Origin of the sequence: Achromobacter spanius (assembly GCF_002966795.1) — a bacterium.
Taxonomy (GTDB): Bacteria; Pseudomonadota; Gammaproteobacteria; order Burkholderiales; family Burkholderiaceae_B; genus Achromobacter; species Achromobacter spanius_D.
This window is the reverse complement of sequence record NZ_CP023270.1, coordinates 1,078,665-1,097,007: the sequence shown is the minus strand read 5'-3', so window position 1 is coordinate 1,097,007 and position 18,343 is coordinate 1,078,665. Positions and strand designations below refer to the sequence as shown.

The following is an 18,343-nucleotide window of genomic DNA, read 5'->3' as shown; positions in this document are numbered from 1 at the left end:
ACCCGCGGCGCGGTTTGCGCGCCGCCCGTTGGCATGACGGCGCGCGGGGCAGCCTACTTGCCGAAGAGGTCGCCGCTGCCGCCGGTGGCGCCCGCGGGCGGGGTCAGGCCCAGATGACGCCAGGTCGTCAGCGTGGCGGTGCGGCCGCGCGGCGTGCGTTGCAGGTAGCCGTGCTGGATGAGGTACGGCTCGATGACGTCTTCGATCGTGTCGCGCTCTTCGCCGATGGCCGCGGCCAGACTGTCCACGCCGACCGGGCCGCCATCGAACTTGTGGACGATGGCTTCGAGCAGTTTCCTGTCCATCAGATCCAGGCCTTGCGGATCGACCTCAAGCATGGCGAGCGCGCGGCCCGCGACGTCGCCATCGATCGTGCCGTTCGCCTTCACCTCGGCGTAGTCGCGCACCCGGCGCAGCAGGCGGTTGGCGATACGCGGCGTGCCGCGGGCGCGGCGCGCCACCTCGGCCGCGCCATCCGGCGTGATGACGGCATTGAGCAACCCCGAGCTGCGCGTCACGATGCGGCCGAGGTCGGCGGCGTTGTAGAACTCGAGCCGCGAGACGATGCCGAAGCGGTCGCGCAGCGGATTGGTCAGCATGCCGGCGCGCGTCGTGGCGCCCACCAGCGTGAAGGGCTGCAGGTCCAGCTTGACGCTGCGCGCGGCCGGGCCTTCGCCGATCAGGATGTCGATCTGGAAGTCTTCCAGCGCCGGATAGAGGATTTCCTCGACCACGGGCGAGAGGCGGTGGATCTCGTCGATGAAGAGGACGTCGTTCTTTTCGAGGTTGGTCAGGAGCGCGGCCAGGTCGCCGGGGCGCTCAAGGACCGGGCCGGAGGTCTGGCGCAACTGCACGCCCATTTCGTGGGCAATGATGTGCGCCAGCGTGGTCTTGCCCAGGCCCGGCGGGCCGAAGAGCAGGACGTGGTCCAGCGCCTCGCCGCGTTTGCGGGCGGCGGCAATGAAGATCTCGAGCTGTTCGCGGGCGCGCTGCTGCCCGACGTACTCTTCCAGCGCCTTGGGCCGCAGCGCGCGTTCGATCGACTCCTCGTTCGGTGACACCGGCTGCGGCGCCACGATGCGAGGGGCGTCGGGACGGGAGGAAAGCGAATCGGACTGGATGGCCATGGTGCGGGGTACGGGCAAAGGACGAAGCAGGATGAATCGTACCGTAGCGCGGGCCGCCCCGGGGTTGCTTCCCCGGGACCACGCCCGTCAGGCGGCCTGGGACAGCGGCAGCAGGACCCGCACGCACAGGCCGCCGGATTCTGCCTCGCGCAGTTCGAGCGAGCCGCCGTGCGCCCGGGCAATGGCTTCGGCCAACGCCAGGCCCAGGCCCACGCTGCCGGTGCGCGTGCGCGCGTCGTCCAGCCGGCTGAATGGCCGCAAGGCTTCCAGGCGGCGTTCGGGCACGATGCCCGGGCCGTGGTCGGCCACGTCCAGCACCGCATGCCCTTCCTTTCGGCGCAGCGCAATGTCCACCGGCGGCGCGCCGTGGTTCAGCGCGTTGCCGATCAGGTTGTCCAGCAGGCGGCCCAGCGCCACGGCGTCGGCCTGCACCACCAGGCCGCTGGCATCCGAGGCAGTGTCCAGGCCGATGGCGGTGCCGGCGCCCTGCCAGGCGCCCACGCGCTCGGTCAGCCATTCGGACAGCACGATGGGCGCGTAGCGGTAGGCCGCCGGATCCGTGCCGCGCACGAAACCGATGAACTGATCCACCATGTGCTGCATGTCGCGCAGGTCCGTGCGCAGGCCTTCCTTCAGCGTGGAATCGTCGGCCATTTCGACGCGCAGCCACATGCGTGACAGCGGCCCCTTCAGGTCATGCGGCAGGCCGGAAAGCAGCGTGCGCCGCACCGAATCGGACTCGGACAACGCGTCCAGCATGGCGTTGAAGCGTTCGCCCAGCACGCGCGTTTCGTGCGGCCCGGAGGGCTCCACGCGTTGGGGCTGGCCCGCGGCCAACTGGTCCGCGGCGTCGGCAAGGCGCGTGATGGGGCGCGTGATGTGCCACGAAAAACCCACGGCAAGAAGCAGCAGCAGGCCCAGGCCACCCAGCCAGGCGGCGATGAAAGGCGTGGCGACGGGCGGATCCAGGCGTTCCAGAGGAATGACCAGCCACTCGCGCAGCCGCGGCGCGTCTTCGGTGGCCGGGTTGGGCGCCAGCGAAATGAAGATCTCGGGCGTGGGTCCGCGCGACAGCGCCACGCGCGTGCCGTCGTTCAGGCGTTCGTTGAGCTGCTGCACCAGCACCCGCAGGTCGCGGCGGATGTCGTCGGGCTCGGGCTTGTAGCGACGGTTGGACTCCTCGCGGTCGCGGGCGCCGTCACCGGTGCGCTGCGCGTCGCCACGTCCGTCCGCGCGAGCGGCGTCCGTGTCGCGCTCGTCGTCACGGACCTCGGGCGGCGGGGGCGGCGGCGGCCCGTGGAACTGGGAATCCTGGGTGGACGGCGGCGGCGGCGGGCGCGGCGCGGCGCGCGGCGGCGGCGGACGGCGGCCGTTGAAGCGTTGCAGCTTGGCTTCGGCCGGCAGCACACGCGACCACAACCGCCACTGGTTCTGGGACGCGGTCCGCACGAAATCGGCGCGATCTTCGGCCGGCACCTGGGACACGGCGGCGCGCAGCGTTCGGATGGTGGTGACGATGTAGCCGATCGCCGTGTCTTCCATGAACTTGTGCCGGAAGTACGATACCGTCACCAACGTGGCGGCCTGCGTCAGCAGGACGGATCCCAGGATCAGCAGGATCAGCCGTGCCCGCAGCGAGCGGGGCACCAGAATGCCGGGGGAAAAACGCATCAGGGCGAGAACCGGTAACCGATGCCCCAGACGGTCTGGATCCAGCGCGGCTGCTTGGGATCGTCTTCGATGACGCGGCGCAGGCGCAGGATCGCGATGTCGATCGCGCGGTCGTTGCGATCGCCGGCGTCGTCGTCGCGGGCCAGCGCCAGCAGACGTTCGCGCGACAGCGGCTTGCCGGCGTTGCGCACCAGGGCTTCAAGCAGGTTGATCTCGCCGCCGGTCAGCTTGACGACGGTGCCGTCGCGGGAAAGCTGGCGCGTGGACGGGTCGAACACGAACGGACCGAACGAGACCGGCGCGTCCTTCGTGAGCGCGGATGGGCCGCGCTTGCGGCGCAGCACGGCCTCGATGCGGGCCAGCAGTTCGCGGGGGTCGAAGGGCTTGCCGACGTAGTCGTCGGCGCCGGCCTCCAGGCCGATGATGCGGTCCACGGCTTCGTCGCGCGCGGTCAGCAGGATGACGGGAATGTCTTCGCCCTGCTCGCGCAGGCGGCGGCAGGCGTCCGCGCCATCGCCGCCCGGCAGCATGCGGTCGAGCACCAGCAGATCGGGCGCGTAACGGGTGATGCGTGAGGAAAGATCGGTCGCGTCCGGCGCCAGCAACGTGTCGTAGCCGTGCCGGTTCAGGTAGTCGGCCAGCAACTGGCGCAGCGCCGGATCGTCGTCGACGACCAGCAGCTTGGTGTGGGAATTGTCCATGGGCGTCATAGTGCGGCGCGTGGCCGTTGCCTGCAAGGGGCGAGAAATCATCTGAAATATACCCGTTGCACGATGTACGACTGATGTGTCGGGCTTTTTGCAACGGGCGTACCCGCGCCCCCGAAGTGGCCCTAGAATGGCGCTTCGCCTGCCGCCCTTCGTGGACTTTCCTAAAGATCGTTTACAGATGAACGGCAGGGTGCTCCCTACACTGTTCCCATGGCCGCCACAGCTAACCCCTGGCGCAGAGGGCTGTTGCACGCGGCGCTGACGGCGGGCCTGGCCTGGCCGCTGGCGCCCGCTTTCGGTGACGAGCCCGACGTGTCCCCCTTTACTTTGACGCCGCCCCCGGCGGGCGACGTCACGCGCGTGGCGCGCGGCATTGGCATCCTGTCGCCGGTGCAATCGCTGCCGGTGCGCCCTGCCCCGTCGCTGGAAGAGCGCGCCGTGCCGCTGGACCCGACGCCGTGCGACCTGCATGCGACCGAGCCCGGCATGGACACCACGGTGCGCGAGGGCGGTCAGGATCCGGCCGACGGATTCATCCCGGGAACGGGTCTGGGGTTGACCGGCAACACGCCGGTGGCACCGCTGTCTTGCGATCCCCTGGCGACGCCCGCTTCCGCGGAGGACATTCCGCCCGATTATTCCTTTGCGCTGGAAACCGGCGACCTGCCGCGCGTGCCGGTCATCGTGATTTCCGGCGTCTCGCGCCCCTCGCGCCCGTGGTTCTCGTCGGTCAGCGGCCAGGACGGCCTGCGCTACGGCGGCAGCCGCAACTGGGTCTACAACAACACCACCGGCCCGTCCCTCACGGTGGGCAATGTCAACCCCAATGCGCCGGCGTGGGGCAGCGGCGCGCCGGTGGGCGGGCTGCAGATCGCCAATTGGGGCGGCACCGGCGCCACGCTGCCCGAGGGCAGCTTCGGCTACTCGTCATCGCTGGGCAAGCTGAACCTGATGGACCCATCCGCCAAGTCCGGCGCGGTCGACTACGGCGCGTCCGTGGGGAGCGGCAGCGTGCGCTACGGGCTGACGCCGGTGGTAACGGTCGAAGGCCAGATGCAGAGCGCCCCGTCCCTGACCACCCGCGGCGTGGGCACCACGTACAACGCCGGGGAATTCGGCACCTTCCGGGCCGGCGCCACCCAAAGCACGTTCGATGCGGCCAGCGGCTACCGCTACCGCTTCGGCTACAGCATCGACGTGGCCGACACCGTGACGCTGGGCTACACCAACGAGCAGATCGGCGCGGGCTACGGCGACCTGTCCACCTATTCCGACGGCGTTGCCTCCACTGCCCAGACGCGCAACACCGTGTCGGCCGGCGTCCCGCTGTCCGGTTGGGGCACGCTGAGCGGCACGTATTCCGGCCTGCGCGAGGGCTCGGTGCTGGCCGAGCAGCGCGTGGGCCTGTCCCACAGCATGTTCGTCGCCCCGAAGGTCAAGCTGGCCGTCGGCGCCGACCGCGACATCGTGACGGGCGACTACGGCTGGCGCGCCAACCTGAGCATGCCTGTCGACACCTTCATGCGCGGCACCTGGCTCAGTTGGTAAGTGCCGATGGCGTGGCCAAAATCTCCCTCCAGAACGGGCGGGCCGGAATTGGGGCTTAAAATCCCTGCCATGATGCTTCCGGCCTATCCCCATGTCTGACGCGCGCGCCCTCGGCGTGTTGCAGCGCGTTTTCGGTTACGAATCCTTCCGCGGCGACCAGCAAGCCATTGTCGAACAGGTGATCGGCGGCGGCGACGCGCTCGTCCTCATGCCCACGGGCGGCGGCAAGTCGCTCTGTTACCAGATTCCCTCGCTGGTGCGTGAAGGCACCGGCATCGTCGTATCGCCCCTGATCGCGCTGATGCAGGACCAGGTCGACGCGCTGACCGAACTGGGCGTGCGCGCGGCGTTCCTGAATTCCACGCAGGAATGGCGGGTGGCCCGCGAGGTTGAACAGGCCTTTCTGAATGGCGAGCTCGACCTGCTCTACGTCGCCCCCGAACGCCTGCTGACCGACCGCTGCCTGCAATTGCTGGACCGCGGCCGCATCGCGCTGTTCGCCATCGACGAAGCGCACTGCGTGTCCCAATGGGGTCACGACTTCCGGCCCGAATACCTCGGCCTGTCCATGCTGCACGAGCGCTGGCCCGACGTGCCGCGCATCGCGCTCACGGCCACCGCCACCGCCGTCACCCGCACCGAAATAGCGCAGCGTTTGTCGCTGGACGAAGCGCGCCATTTCGTTTCGAGCTTCGACCGTCCCAACATCCGCTACCGCATCGTCGAAAAGAACGAGGTGCGCAAGCAGTTGCTGGACATGATCCGCACCGAACACGAAGGCGAATCCGGCGTGGTGTATTGCCTGTCGCGCGCCCGGGTCGAAGAAACGGCCGAATTCCTTTGCAATCAGGGCATCGATGCGATGCCGTACCACGCGGGCCTCAGCGCCCAGATTCGGGCGGCCAACCAGTCGCGCTTTCTGCGCGAGGACGGCGTGGTCATGGTTGCCACCATTGCGTTCGGCATGGGTATCGACAAGCCCGACGTGCGCTTCGTGGCGCACATCGACCTGCCCAAGTCGGTCGAGGGCTACTACCAGGAAACCGGCCGCGCCGGCCGCGATGGCCTGCCCGCCACGGCGTGGCTGGCCTATGGCCTGCAGGACGTGGTGCAGCAGCGCCGCATGATCGACGAATCGCCCGGCGACGAATCCTATCGCCGGCGCCTGGGCCAGCAGCTCGACGCCATGCTGGGCCTGTGCGAAACCGTGGAATGCCGGCGCGTGCGGCTGCTGGCTTACTTTGGGCAGCAGATCACCGCCTGCGGCAATTGCGACGTCTGTCTGGATCCGCCGCAGGCGTGGGACGGCACGGTGGCGGCGCAGAAGGTGCTGTCAGCCGTATACCGGCTCTGGAAGGAACGCGGCCAGCGCTACGGCGCCGGCCACATCATCGACATCCTGCGCGGCAAGGTCACCGACCGCACCAAGCAGCACGGCCACGAGTCGCTCAGCGTGTTCGGCGTGGGCGCCGACCTCTCCGACACCGCGTGGCGCGGCGTGCTGCGCCAGCTATTGGCGCAGGGCCTCTTGACCGTCGACAACGAAGGCTTCGGCACGCTGGCCCTGACCGAAGGCAGCCGCGCGGTGCTCAAGGGCGAGCATCAGCTCATGCTGCGGCGCGAATCCGAAAAGAAGCCGCGTTCCGGCAAGACGGGCAGCGGACGGCCCAAGGCGGCGGCGATCGACCTGCCGGCCGAATTGCAGCCGGTATTCGAGGCACTGCGCGCCTGGCGCGGCGAAGTCGCCAAGAGCCACGGCGTGCCCGCCTACGTGATCTTCCACGACGCCACGCTGCGTGAGATCGCGCTGGCTCAGCCCGAGTCCATGGACGAACTGAGCCACATCAACGGCGTGGGGGCCCGCAAGCTGGAGGCCTACGGCGAAGAAATCCTGCAGCGGGTGGCGCGTCCCGTGATTTAGTACGACGGCGGCGGCAGCAGCGGCACGGGGCGGCGCTCCTTGCCGAAGACCGACCGGTACGCCAGGATGTTGAACACCAGCACCACCGGAATCCCCACAACGGCGCCGGCCATCACGAGCCGCATCGAGCCCAGCGCGCCCGCGCCATCCCACAGCGTCATGTCGTCCAGGATCAGGTACGGAAACAGGCTGTACGCCAGTCCGCTCAGCATCAACAGGAACAGCGCCACCGTCAGCACAAAGGGCAGCCAGCTGAAGCGGTCGGCGCGGCCCGGCAGGCGCGCAAGCAGCATTTCCGCGGCGACGAAGCCGGCCAGCATCAGCACCCACACCGACGCCGCCAGGCTCAGGTGCGCGATATTGCTCCACTTGTAGAAGATGCCGGCGTTGGCCAGGCCCAGCGTGACCGCGATCGACACCATGCCCACGGCCGTCCAGCGGATCGCGTGGCGCGCCCAGTTGGCGGCGCGGCGCTGCAGGTCGCCGTCAACGCGCATGACCAGCCACGACGCACCCAGCAATACATACGCGGCCACCGCGCACAGGCCCACGAACATCGCAAACCAGCCATAGCCCGCGTCAGACTGGTAGCCCGTGGCGATGCGGCCAAGCAGCATGCCCTGGCCGAACGCGGTGATGATCGAACCGGCCCAGAACGCGAAGATCCAGCGAGGCTTCATGTCGTTGCGGGCGCGGATGCGGAATTCGAAGGCGACGCTGCGCAGCACCACACCCAGCACCATGAACGTCAGTGGCCCGTAGAGCTTGCCCAGCACGGCGCCCCAGGCGAACGGGAATGCCGCCGCAAATAGCCCCATGCCCAGCAGCAGCCAGAATTCGTTGGCGTCGCGCCACGGGCTGAGCAGGCTCATCATGCGGCCACGCTCGTGCTCCGGCGCGATCTGCAACAGGATCCCCACGCCGAGGTCGAAGCCGTCCAGGACCATGCCCGCGGCAATCACGACAAACAGCAGCGCCATGAAGGCGAGCGGCATCCAGAACGAGGGGTCGTCGGGACTCAGGCCTTGTGAGGCCGCCAGCATGGCGATCATGGCGCACCTCCGCTCAGCTTGCGCACGGGCACGACGCCGTAGCGCGCCGCATGGAACAGCATGCCGGCGAACGCGGCCAGCAGCAGCGCGTACAGCAGTCCGTAGCCGGCCAGCCCGTACAGCACGGTGGTCGAAGGCACGGAACCCAGGACCTCGGACTGCGTGATGGTGCCGTTCACGACGAAGGGTTGCAGTCCGATGATGGAGACCCACCAGCCGGCCACGACGGCGATGCCGCCGGAAAACATCATGCCGCACAGGACCCGCTGCCACCACGGCGGCAAGGCCGACGGGTCCATGCCGCGCCGGAAGGTCCACAGGAAGGTCACGCACGCCACGGCCAGCATCAGCAGGCCCAGGCCGACGGCCACGCGCAGCGACCAGAAGGTCAGCGCCACCGGCGGCAGCATGCCCGAATACTTGTCCAGGCCCTGGTAGGTGCCGTCCGGATTGCGATGCAGCCACATGCCGCCTGCGTTGTTGATCGTGAGGTCGCCCTCGTTGACGTGCGCGCGCGCGTCGGGCCAGCCGAACAGCACCAGTTGCGGCACCGGGCCGCTTTGCCAGAAGCCCGCCGCGGCGGCGGCCTTGGCCGGTTGCAGTTGCGCCATCATCTGACCCGCGCCGGTCGCGACGGGCACCTGCAGGAATGCGGCCACCAGGGCCACCACCAGCGCTGTCTTGAACACGCTGCGCTCGCCCTCGCCCAGCGGCCGCCGCAACGCTTGCAGCGCGGTCACGCCCAGCATCAGGAACGAGGCGGCCAGCGCCGCACCGACCATCACCACGGCCATGCGCCAGCCGACCGAGGGATTGAGCACGACCTTGTGCCAGTCATAGACCTGGTAGCGGCCGTCGACCAGCAGCGCGCCATCCGGCGTCTGCATCCACGATTGCAGGGCCAGCACCCAGAACACGGCGACAAGCTGCCCGGCCGCCACCATCAGAACCGCCAGCGTGTGCGCGCCATCGGACACGCGGCGCTGGCCGAACAGCATGACGCCCAGGAAACAGGATTTGAGGATGAAGACGGACAGGATGCCGTAGCCCAAGAGCGGACCGGCCACGTTGCCGATCTTGTCCATGAGTCCGGCCCACAAGCTGCCGATCTGGATGAGCACGGGCACGCTGGCGGCCAGCGTCAGCACGAAGGACAGCGCAAAAATGCGGACCCAGAAGCGGTAGGCGGCCGTCCAGCCGCCATGGCTGGACCAGCGGGCCCGGATCTTGAAAAACAGCAGCACCCAGGCCAGCGCGAGGGAAACGGCGAGAAAAAGCGCCAGGAAGCTAAGGCTGGCCACGAACTGCGCCCGGGCCAGGGATAGGGTCGAGATATCCATAATGGCCCGTAGTGTAGAGCCAGTTACATGACTATGGGGGCCGATTGAAACCGGTTGCAGGCGTGGCAAAAAGGGGCGCGCTGCGGAACGTGGCAAAATTGACGCTTTGTCGCTGCTTTTTCCTATTCTTTCAAGAATGACCACCGCCCCGACGCCGACCCCCGCCGCATCAAACTTCCTGCTCAACATCGTCCAAGACGACCTCGAAGCCAACCGCTTCCAGGGCAAGCGCTGGGCGGGCAAGCCTGGCCCGGCGGCCTTGCAGCAGCAGGGGGACGCGGACCCGGCGCGCATCCGCACGCGCTTTCCGCCGGAGCCCAACGGCTACCTGCACATCGGCCATGCCAAGAGCATTTGCGTGAACTTCGGTCTGGCGCGCGATTTCGGCGGCGTCTGTCATCTGCGTTTTGACGACACCAACCCCGAGAAGGAAGACCAGGAATACGTCGACGCCATCATCGAGGCCGTCCACTGGCTGGGCTTTGACTGGAAGGCCGACGGCCGCGAGAACCTGTACTTCGCCAGCGACTACTTCGGCTATATGTATGAGTTCGCCGAAGCCCTGGTCGAAGCGGGCCACGCCTACGTCGACGAACAAAGCGCGGAAGAAATCCGCGCCAACCGCGGCACGCTGACCGAACCCGGCACGGATTCGCCCTGGCGCAACCGCCCGGCGGCCGAGTCCATCGCGCTGCTGCGCGAAATGCGCGACGGCAAGCATCCGGACGGCAGCCTGGTGCTGCGCGCCAAGATCAACATGGCGTCGCCCAACATCAACCTGCGCGACCCGGTCATGTACCGCGTGCGCCACGCCACGCACCATCGCACCGGCGACCAGTGGTGCATCTACCCGATGTACAGCTGGGCCCACCCGGTGGAAGACGCGCTGGAAGGCATCACGCACAGCGTCTGCACGCTGGAATTCGAAGATCAGCGCCCGTTCTACGACTGGATCCTGACGCGCTTGGCCGAACTGGGCAAGCTGGCCCAGCCGCTGCCGCACCAGTACGAATTCGCCCGCCTGAACCTGAGCTACGTCGTCACCAGCAAGCGCAAGCTGCTGCAACTGGTCAAGGAAGGCCACGTGGACGGCTGGGACGATCCGCGCATGCCCACGATCTTCGGCCTGCGCCGCCGCGGCTACACGCCCGCGTCGATCCGCCTGTTCTGCGACCGCACCGCCGTGTCCAAGTCCGATTCGCGCATCGACTACAGCCTGCTCGAGCAGGCCGTGCGCGACGACCTGGACCCCATCGCCGCACGCTCGGTCGCCGTGCTGGACCCGATCAAGCTGGTCATCACCAACTACCCGGAAGGCCAGACCGAGACCTGCACCGCGCCGCGCAACCCGCACGACCCGGAAGCCGGCGTGCGCGAGTTCCCGCTGTCGCGCGAGCTGTGGATCGAACGCGACGATTTCCGCGAGGAAGCGCCCAAGAAGTATTTCCGCCTGTTCCCGGGCAACACCGTGCGCCTGAAGTACGGCTATGTCGTGCGCTGCACCGGTTTCACCAAGAACGAGGCCGGCGAGGTCGTCGAAGTGCAGGCCGAATACCTGCCGGACACCAAGAGCGGCACGCCGGGCGCGGACAGCGTCAAGGTCAAGGGCAACATCACCTGGGTCAGCGCGGCGCACGCGGTGCCCGCCCAGATCCACCTGTACGACCGCCTGTTCGCCGATCCGCGTCCTGACGGCGGCGACAAGGACTTTCTGGCCTGCCTGAACCCCAATTCCAAGCAGACCGTCACGGCCTGGCTGGAACCGGGCACCGTGGCCACGCCGGGCGCCACCTGGCAATTCGAGCGCCTGGGCTATTTCACGGCCGACCTGAAGGACTCGACGGCGGACGCACCGGTGCTGAACCGCATCGTGACCCTGCGCGATTCGTGGGCCCAGGGCTGACGCGCCCGCGTGCGCAATACCCGGAAAAGGCGCCTTGTGGCGCCTTTTTCTTTCGCCGTGCGCCCGGCGCAGGCCCCCTCGGGCGGGTTATCATCCCCGACATCCCGCAGCCGGTTGCGCGCGCCGTTTTTCGCCGCCCGGACCGCCAGCCACAATCAAGATGAACACTGAATCCCTAGCCCTGGACTTCAAGAGCGCCACCCTGTATGCCATTCGGGTGGTTTTGCACAGCGCCGATCCCGAACGCCTGAACGCAGCGCTGACCAAGCGCATGGCGGACGCCGGCAGCTTCTTTGAAAACGAGCCCGTCGTCATCGACGCCAGCCGGGTCGAGGAACCGATCGATTGGCCGGCGCTGGTGGCGTCGCTGCGCGGCCACAACCTGCCCCCGATCGGCGTGGTGGCCGAAGGCGCCAATCTGCAGGCCGCGCGCGATGCCGGCCTGACCCCGGTTGAACTGTCCACGCCCGCCGCGCGGCCCGCCCCCGTGGTGGACACCGCGCCGCCGAACGATGTCGCGACGCCAGTCCCGTCGGTGCCGGCCGCCGCGGTCGAGATCGCGCCCGCGCCCACCGACACGTCGGCGGCCGGCGCGCAGACGACTGCCGCGGATGCCGCATCGCAAGACAAGGCTGCGGCCGCTGACGTTGCCGGGGCAAACGGCGAAACGCAAACCGACCCGCAGGCCGAAAAGCCCGCGGCCGATGCCGATCCCCTGCCCGCCCGCGCTGCCAGCAGCACCACGTCCGCACCCAGTCCGACGGCCGCGGCCCCGCACTCGTCGTCGGCGCTGGTCGTCACGCGGCCGCTGCGCTCGGGCCAGCGTGTTTACGCACGGCATACGGATCTGGTGGTGATCGGCATGGTCAGCCAAGGCGCCGAAGTCATCGCCGACGGCAACGTGCACGTGTACGGTCCGCTGCGCGGCAAGGCCATGGCCGGCGCGCGCGGCGACACGTCGGCGCGCATCTTCACGACGCATCTGGATGCGGAATTGCTGGCCGTGGCGGGCGTCTACCGCGTGGTCGAAGACAAGCTCGATGGCACGCTGCAAAACCAGCCCGCGCTGGTCCGCCTGGATGGCGACACGCTGCGCATCGAAGCGCTGAAGGCCTGATGCCGCGCCCGGGGCGCGGCATCCTGCGAGACGGCGGCGCGGCCGCGGCCCGCTCAAATCTCAACACATCCTGTAAGAAGCCTTACACGGGCTTTTTGCTTTACGATAACGCGATTTATTCGAACATAAGGGTTTGATCGTCATGACACGCATTGTTGTGGTGACTTCCGGCAAAGGCGGCGTGGGCAAAACCACGACGAGCGCCAGTTTTTCCGCGGGCCTCGCGATGCGGGGCCACAAGACCGCTGTCATCGACTTCGACGTCGGCCTGCGCAACCTCGACCTCATCATGGGTTGCGAGCGTCGCGTGGTGTATGACTTCGTCAATGTGATCCAAGGCGAGGCGACCCTCAAGCAAGCGCTCATCAAGGACAAGCAGCTCGAAAACCTTTTCATCCTGCCCGCCTCGCAAACGCGCGACAAGGATGCGCTGACGCAGGAAGGCGTGGAAAAGGTCATCAACGACCTGAAGGAAATGGGTTTCGACTACATCGTCTGCGATTCCCCCGCTGGCATCGAAACCGGCGCGCTGATGGCCGCCTACTTTGCCGACGACGCGCTGGTGGTCACCAACCCCGAGGTCTCGTCGGTGCGCGACTCGGACCGCATCCTGGGCATCCTGGCCGCCAAGTCCAAGCGCGCGGTCGATGGCGACGAGCCGGTCAAGGAATACCTGCTGCTGACCCGCTACAACCCGAAGCGCGTGTCCGACGGCGAGATGCTGTCGCTGACGGACATCGAAGACATTCTGCGCATCAAGCTCATCGGCGTGATTCCCGAATCCGAAGCCGTGCTGCAGGCGTCGAACCAGGGCCTGCCGGCCATTCACCTGAAAGACACCGACGTCTCGGAAGCCTACAAGGACGTCGTCAGCCGTTACCTTGGCGAAGACAAGGCCCTGCGCTTTACCGATTACGAGAAGCCGGGTTTCCTGAAACGCCTGTTCGGAGGCAAGTAAGCGATGTCCTTCCTGTCGTTTCTGCTCGGTCAAAAGAAGACCTCCGCGTCCGTCGCCAAAGAACGGTTGCAGATCATCCTTGCCCACGAGCGTGGCCGCGGGGATTCGCCCGATTACCTGCCGCAGCTTCAGCAGGAACTGATCGCGGTCATCTCCAAGTACGTGAAGATCAATCCCGAAGACATCAAGGTGCACCTGGAACGCCAGGACACGCTGGAAGTGTTGGAAGTGAAGATCGAAATGCCGCAGAACGAGACCTGATGTCTCCGCTGTGCGCCGGCCTTGCCGGCGCGCGTTGCACATAAAAAAACGCCCGGCATTGCCGGGCGTTGCTTTTGGGACGATGCGCGCTTAGCGCTTGCCGACCTGATCGCCGATCACACCGCCGATCGCCGCGCCGCCGACCGTGCCGAGCACGCCGCCGTTCGTGATCACCGCACCCGCGACGCCGCCCAGTGCGGCGCCCCCCACGGTGCTCTTCTGGCGATGACTCATGCCATCCCACGATGAACAACCCGCCATGGTGGCAGCCAACGCCACAGCGGCACAGATCTTGGAAAGCGATGCGATTTTCATGATGTAGCTCCTGTTCTTTTACCCGGGGCCGCACCGGAGAATCAAAACGCGAGCGCGCGGACCTTTAGGGGTTTAGAGCTTTCAGGATCGCAAATAATCCGGGGACACGGTGTTAGGTTTGCCCAGGAATTGTGTCAAAGGGAGAGCGAACTTTTGCGCTCCCCTGGGAACGATGTTGCAGGGGCCGGCTGCTATTTGACCAGACGTAACACGTCGCGGAATCGCGGGTGCTCGCACGTCTCCATCCACTCGAAAATCGCCATTTCGGTCGTGACGATCTCGGCGCCATGGGCGCGCGCGCGGCGCAGCGCGGCATGATGGTCCGACGGCTTGCGCGAACCCGCGGCATCCGCGACGAGCACCGTCTTGTAGCCCAGATCCACCAGACCGATCACGGTTTGCAGCACGCAGATATGCGCTTCGCAGCCGGCCACCAGCACCGTCTTGCGCGAGGCGGGCAGCCAGCCGTCGAAACCCGGTTCGCGGGCTGACGAAAAGTGCATCTTCTGGAACGTGGCCTGCACGAGTTCGCGCAACGGGTCCACGGTGACGCCCAGCATCTTGCTGTGGTGCTCGGTGGCCACGACGGGCACATCCAGCAACCGCGCCGCCTGCGCCAGCTTGTGCGCGGCATTGAGCACGGCGTCGCCCTCGTGGATGACGGGCATCAGGCGGCCCTGCATATCGACGATCAGCAGGGTGGAATCGGAGGCGGACAGCAGCATGGTGAGGGACTCCCGGGGGCAAGCGGTCAGCATAACGCTGCGGGGCGATGATGTCGCGCGGGCTGGTGTCTGACACCTCAGAGGATCCAAACGTAGGACTGATTCTGGTGTCTGACACCCCTGCAAATGTAGGACTGATTCGGGTGTCTGACACCAAAAAAAGAATCCCGGCGCGTGGCCGGGATTCTTGGCATTCGGCTGGTGACTGGCACCAGAGAATGGGTATTACTTCAACGCCTTGTAGCGCAGGCGCTTGGGCTTGGCGCCCTCTTCGCCCAGGCGGCGCTTCTTGTCGGCTTCGTATTCCTGGTAGTTGCCGTCAAAGAACACGACCTGCGAATCGCCTTCGAAGGCCATGATGTGCGTGGCGATACGGTCCAGGAACCAGCGATCGTGGCTGATGACCATGATGCTGCCGGGGAACTCGAGCAGCCCGTCTTCCAGCGCGCGCAGCGTTTCGACGTCGAGGTCGTTGGACGGTTCGTCAAGCAGCAGGACGTTGCCGCCGGCGATCAGCGTCTTGGCCATGTGAAGGCGCCCGCGTTCGCCGCCGGAAAGCTGGCCCACGACCTTGTTCTGGTCGCCGCCCTTGAAGTTGAAGCGGCCCAGATAGGCGCGCGACGACATCTCGAACTTGCCGACGGTCAGGATGTCGGCGCCATCGGACACGGCGTCGAACACCGTCTTCTTGTCTTCCAGCGCGTCGCGCGACTGGTCGACGAAGGCGAGCTTCACGGTCTGGCCGATCTTCACTTCGCCCGAATCCGGCTGCTCGCGGCCGGCGATCATGCGGAACAGCGTGGACTTACCGGCGCCGTTCGCGCCGATGATGCCGACGATGGCGCCCGGCGGCACCTTGAAGCTGAGGTTGTCGATCAGCAGGCGGTCGCCGTAGGCCTTGCTGACGTTGTTGAATTCGATGACCTCGTTGCCCAGGCGCTCGCCCACCGGAATGAAGATTTCCTGGGTTTCGTTGCGCTTCTGGTATTCGTACGAGGACAGTTCCTCGAAACGCGCCATACGCGCCTTGGCCTTGGCCTGGCGTCCCTTCGGGTTCTGGCGCACCCACTCCAGTTCCTTCTTGATGGTCTTCTGGCGCGCCGATTCAGAGGACTCTTCCTGCTTGAGGCGGTCTTCCTTCTGTTCCAGCCACGAGCTGTAGTTGCCCTTCCAGGGAATGCCGTAGCCGCGGTCCAGTTCCAGGATCCATTCGGCCGCGTTGTCCAGGAAGTAGCGATCGTGGGTCACGCCGACGACGGTGCCGGGGAACTTGTGCAGGAACTGCTCCAGCCACTCCACGCTTTCGGCGTCCAGGTGGTTGGTGGGCTCGTCGAGCAGCAGCATGTCGGGCTTGGACAGCAGCAGGCGGCACAGGGCCACGCGGCGCTTTTCACCACCGGACAGGTTGCCGACGGTGGCATCCCAGGGCGGCAGGCGCAGCGCGTCGGCGGCGATTTCCATCTGGTGTTCGATGTCGTCCGCGCCGCTGGAGGCGGCGGCGGCGATGATGGCTTCGAGATCGGCCTGTTCAGCGGCCAGCGCGTCGAAGTCAGCGTCGGGTTCCGCGTACGCGGCGTAGACCTCGTCCAGGCGCTTCTTGGCCGTGACGACGGCGCCCAGGCCTTCCTCGACTGCCTGGCGAACCGTGTGCTCGGGGTTGAGCTGCGGTTCCTGCGGCAGGTAGCCGATGTTCAGGCCCGGCATGGGAATGGCTTCGCCTTCGATCTCGCGGTCGACGCCCGCCATGATCTTCAGCAGCGTCGACTTGCCCGAGCCGTTCAGGCCCAGCACGCCGATCTTGGCGCCAGGAAAAAACGAAAGGGAGATGTCGCGCAGGATCTGCCGCTTGGGCGGCACGATCTTGCCGACGCGGTTCATGGTGTAGACGTATTGGGCCATGGGCTCGTAGGTGAGATATAGCTGAGAAACCGTTGATTGTAGGCCGGAACCCTGACCGGCGTGCGGAAGCGGTGATCCGGCCCCATCTCGCCTTGATTTGGGCCTCGGCCCGCCGTCAATGGGTCTTCGCGGGGCGGCCCGGCAGACCCGGCGTGCGCATCTGGGCCAGCATCACCCCGGCCAGCGCCAGCGCTCCGCCGGCAATGTGAAACAGATGGGGCTTTTCATCGAGGAACAGCGCGGCGATGGCCACGGTGAACACCGGCATGACGTTCAAAAAGATGCTGGCGCGGTTGGGGCCCAGGTGGCGCACGCCCTGCATCCACAGATACGGCGCGAACAAGGATGGAAACACGGCGGCGTAGAGCACCAGCGGCACGTTGGCGGCATTGAGCGGCGACGGCGCGGCCAGCAGGAAGGCGGGAAGCTGGAACAGGATGCCGAACGCGACCTGCACGTACAGCGACTGCCATGGCCCCACGGGCAGCGCCCAGCGCCGCAGCAACACGCCATACAGCGCATAGGCCAGCGCGCCCAGCCCCATCAGCACGTCGCCGTGGTTGGCGCCCACGGACAGCAGCCGGGCCGGATCGCCCTCGCCGATCAGCAGCGCCAGGCCGGCCAGCGACACCAGGCTGCCCAGCACCGCCATGGCCGAGGGACGCTCGCGCATGATTACCGCCATGACGGCGATGGTCATGAGCGGGATCATCGCGGTGATGAAGCCCATATTGGTGGCGGTGGTGGACGCGGCCGCCACGTACGCCAAGCCCTGGTACAGCGCCATGCCCAGCCCGCCCAGCACGGCGAACTTCGGCAGATGCGCCAGCACCTGGCGGCGTTGCGCCCACACGCCCGGCAACGCAAACGGGGTCAGCACGATGCCCGCCAGCGCCCAGCGGTAAAAGCCGATGGCGGCCGGCGCGATGACGCCAGCGGCCATCTTGGTCACGATCATGTTGACCGACCAGATCAGGGCCGCCAGAAGCGGGAACAGGAGAAAGCGGAGGGGAAGCTGCGGGGCGTCGGAGCGCATCATTGAAACGGCAAGGCAGGAATACAAAAGCAGGCCAGTGTAGGCTCCGTCCGGCTCGCTGTATACGTCACTTATATGTTGGCGCCCCAGCTAGCCATCCGGATACCGCCCGCGTTTCTTCGTAATCCAAGCGCCCGATGCACCGCAACGCCGTTCGCGCGACAATAGCGCCTGACGTATCTGCCGTGCCGTCGCGGCTTCATCGCGCCCAGGAACCTTCATGTCCGCCTCTGCCACTCCGCCCGCTTCCTTGACCCATTTCAGCCCTCCCGAACTGGACATGCTGGCCAAGACCGCGGATGCACTCAGCGCCTATCTGGGCAAACCCGTGCTGGCGGAAGTGGTGCTGGGCGACGAAGGCACCGAATGGGTGACCTACGGCGTCCCAATGGACGAGAAGGCCGAGACGGACGAGGAACAGACGCACGTGCAGATGGGCGGGCCGGGCGCGCGCCTGCTCGGCAACCGCGGCGGCCTGCCGCAGTCCGATGACGACACCTACGACTGTCTGTACCTGTGGGCGATCCAGATTTCGCTGAACGACGGCGAGCGCTTCATCAAGCTGGACCACGATGGCGAAGAATCCGCCTGGTCCGACAACCTGGAAGACGTGCTGCCCTTTGCGCTGACCGAGGAACCGCAACCGGATCCCGATGCGCAAGAGGAAGAAGAGGAAGACGACGCGGACGACGAAGACGACGACACGCCGTACGACGACGTCCACAACCACAACCACCGCCACTGAGCGGCGCGCCGCGGC

Annotated in this window: 16 protein-coding genes; 7 read left to right on the top strand and 9 right to left on the bottom strand. The window is 66.9% G+C overall.

Annotated features, from left to right (window positions below):
- Window positions 1-53 precede the first annotated feature (53 nt).
- From ruvB to CLM73_RS04835, 3 genes are all read right to left on the bottom strand, one after another.
- Window positions 54-1,127, bottom strand: a complete 1,074-nt coding sequence (gene ruvB / locus CLM73_RS04845; protein ID WP_105237542.1) for a Holliday junction branch migration DNA helicase RuvB — start codon at window positions 1,125-1,127, stop codon at window positions 54-56.
- An 87-nt stretch (window positions 1,128-1,214) separates the two neighbouring features.
- Window positions 1,215-2,798: a sensor histidine kinase gene (locus CLM73_RS04840; protein ID WP_105237541.1), complete on the bottom strand. Its 1,584-nt coding sequence runs from the start codon at window positions 2,796-2,798 to the stop codon at window positions 1,215-1,217.
- Window positions 2,798-3,499 carry a response regulator gene (locus tag CLM73_RS04835; protein ID WP_105241385.1) on the bottom strand — a complete coding sequence of 234 codons (702 nt, stop codon included), beginning with the start codon at window positions 3,497-3,499 and terminating at the stop codon, window positions 2,798-2,800. The genes CLM73_RS04840 and CLM73_RS04835 overlap by 1 nt, the downstream gene beginning before the upstream one ends.
- A 219-nt stretch (window positions 3,500-3,718) precedes the next feature.
- Between CLM73_RS04835 and CLM73_RS04830 the strand changes: the two genes are divergently transcribed.
- The gene (locus CLM73_RS04830; RefSeq protein WP_234015810.1) at window positions 3,719-5,056 is read left to right on the top strand and encodes a fimbrial protein; all 1,338 of its coding nucleotides are present in this window, start codon (window positions 3,719-3,721) and stop codon (window positions 5,054-5,056) included.
- A 91-nt stretch (window positions 5,057-5,147) separates the two neighbouring features.
- Window positions 5,148-6,977, top strand: coding sequence for a DNA helicase RecQ (recQ, locus tag CLM73_RS04825; protein ID WP_105237539.1), 1,830 nt, complete (start codon window positions 5,148-5,150; stop codon window positions 6,975-6,977).
- Here recQ and CLM73_RS04820 read toward each other — a convergent pair.
- Together CLM73_RS04820 and CLM73_RS04815 are read right to left on the bottom strand one after the other, a co-directional pair.
- Window positions 6,974-8,029: a cytochrome d ubiquinol oxidase subunit II gene (locus CLM73_RS04820; protein ID WP_105237538.1), complete on the bottom strand. Its 1,056-nt coding sequence runs from the start codon at window positions 8,027-8,029 to the stop codon at window positions 6,974-6,976. The two genes, recQ and CLM73_RS04820, sit on opposite strands and share 4 nt — an antisense overlap.
- Window positions 8,026-9,369 (bottom strand): cytochrome ubiquinol oxidase subunit I, encoded by a 1,344-nt coding sequence (locus CLM73_RS04815; protein WP_105237537.1) that lies wholly within the window; start codon window positions 9,367-9,369, stop codon window positions 8,026-8,028. The genes CLM73_RS04820 and CLM73_RS04815 overlap by 4 nt, the downstream gene beginning before the upstream one ends.
- A 136-nt stretch (window positions 9,370-9,505) precedes the next feature.
- Between CLM73_RS04815 and CLM73_RS04810 the strand changes: the two genes are divergently transcribed.
- The 4 genes from CLM73_RS04810 (at window position 9,506) to minE (ending at window position 13,608) form a co-directional block, all read left to right on the top strand.
- Complete coding sequence (locus CLM73_RS04810) at window positions 9,506-11,272, top strand: glutamine--tRNA ligase/YqeY domain fusion protein (protein ID WP_105237536.1); 1,767 nt, start codon at window positions 9,506-9,508, stop codon at window positions 11,270-11,272.
- Between the two features lie 160 nt (window positions 11,273-11,432).
- Window positions 11,433-12,389, top strand: coding sequence for a septum site-determining protein MinC (minC, locus tag CLM73_RS04800; protein WP_105237534.1), 957 nt, complete (start codon window positions 11,433-11,435; stop codon window positions 12,387-12,389).
- 142 nt (window positions 12,390-12,531) lie between these two features.
- Window positions 12,532-13,347, top strand: coding sequence for a septum site-determining protein MinD (gene minD / locus CLM73_RS04795; RefSeq protein WP_056569518.1), 816 nt, complete (start codon window positions 12,532-12,534; stop codon window positions 13,345-13,347).
- A gap of 3 nt (window positions 13,348-13,350) precedes the next feature.
- The gene (gene minE, locus CLM73_RS04790; protein WP_006217654.1) at window positions 13,351-13,608 is read left to right on the top strand and encodes a cell division topological specificity factor MinE; all 258 of its coding nucleotides are present in this window, start codon (window positions 13,351-13,353) and stop codon (window positions 13,606-13,608) included.
- 90 nt (window positions 13,609-13,698) lie between these two features.
- Here minE and CLM73_RS04785 read toward each other — a convergent pair whose 3' ends face one another.
- The 4 genes from CLM73_RS04785 to CLM73_RS04770 form a co-directional block, all read right to left on the bottom strand.
- Window positions 13,699-13,923, bottom strand: coding sequence for a glycine zipper 2TM domain-containing protein (locus CLM73_RS04785; protein WP_056321146.1), 225 nt, complete (start codon window positions 13,921-13,923; stop codon window positions 13,699-13,701).
- Between the two features lie 191 nt (window positions 13,924-14,114).
- On the bottom strand, window positions 14,115-14,648 hold the full coding sequence (locus CLM73_RS04780) for an isochorismatase family protein (RefSeq protein ID WP_105237533.1): 534 nt from the start codon (window positions 14,646-14,648) through the stop codon (window positions 14,115-14,117).
- Window positions 14,649-14,873: 225 nt separating this feature from the next.
- A complete protein-coding gene (ettA, locus tag CLM73_RS04775; protein WP_105237532.1) occupies window positions 14,874-16,547 on the bottom strand; it encodes an energy-dependent translational throttle protein EttA in 1,674 nt (557 codons plus the stop codon).
- 115 nt (window positions 16,548-16,662) lie between these two features.
- A complete protein-coding gene (locus CLM73_RS04770) occupies window positions 16,663-17,586 on the bottom strand; it encodes a DMT family transporter (protein ID WP_105237531.1) in 924 nt (307 codons plus the stop codon).
- A gap of 217 nt (window positions 17,587-17,803) precedes the next feature.
- Here CLM73_RS04770 and CLM73_RS04765 point away from each other — a divergent pair, with 217 nt between their 5' ends.
- Window positions 17,804-18,328 carry a hypothetical protein gene (locus CLM73_RS04765; protein WP_105237530.1) on the top strand — a complete coding sequence of 175 codons (525 nt, stop codon included), beginning with the start codon at window positions 17,804-17,806 and terminating at the stop codon, window positions 18,326-18,328.
- The last annotated feature ends 15 nt before the right edge of the window (window positions 18,329-18,343 follow it).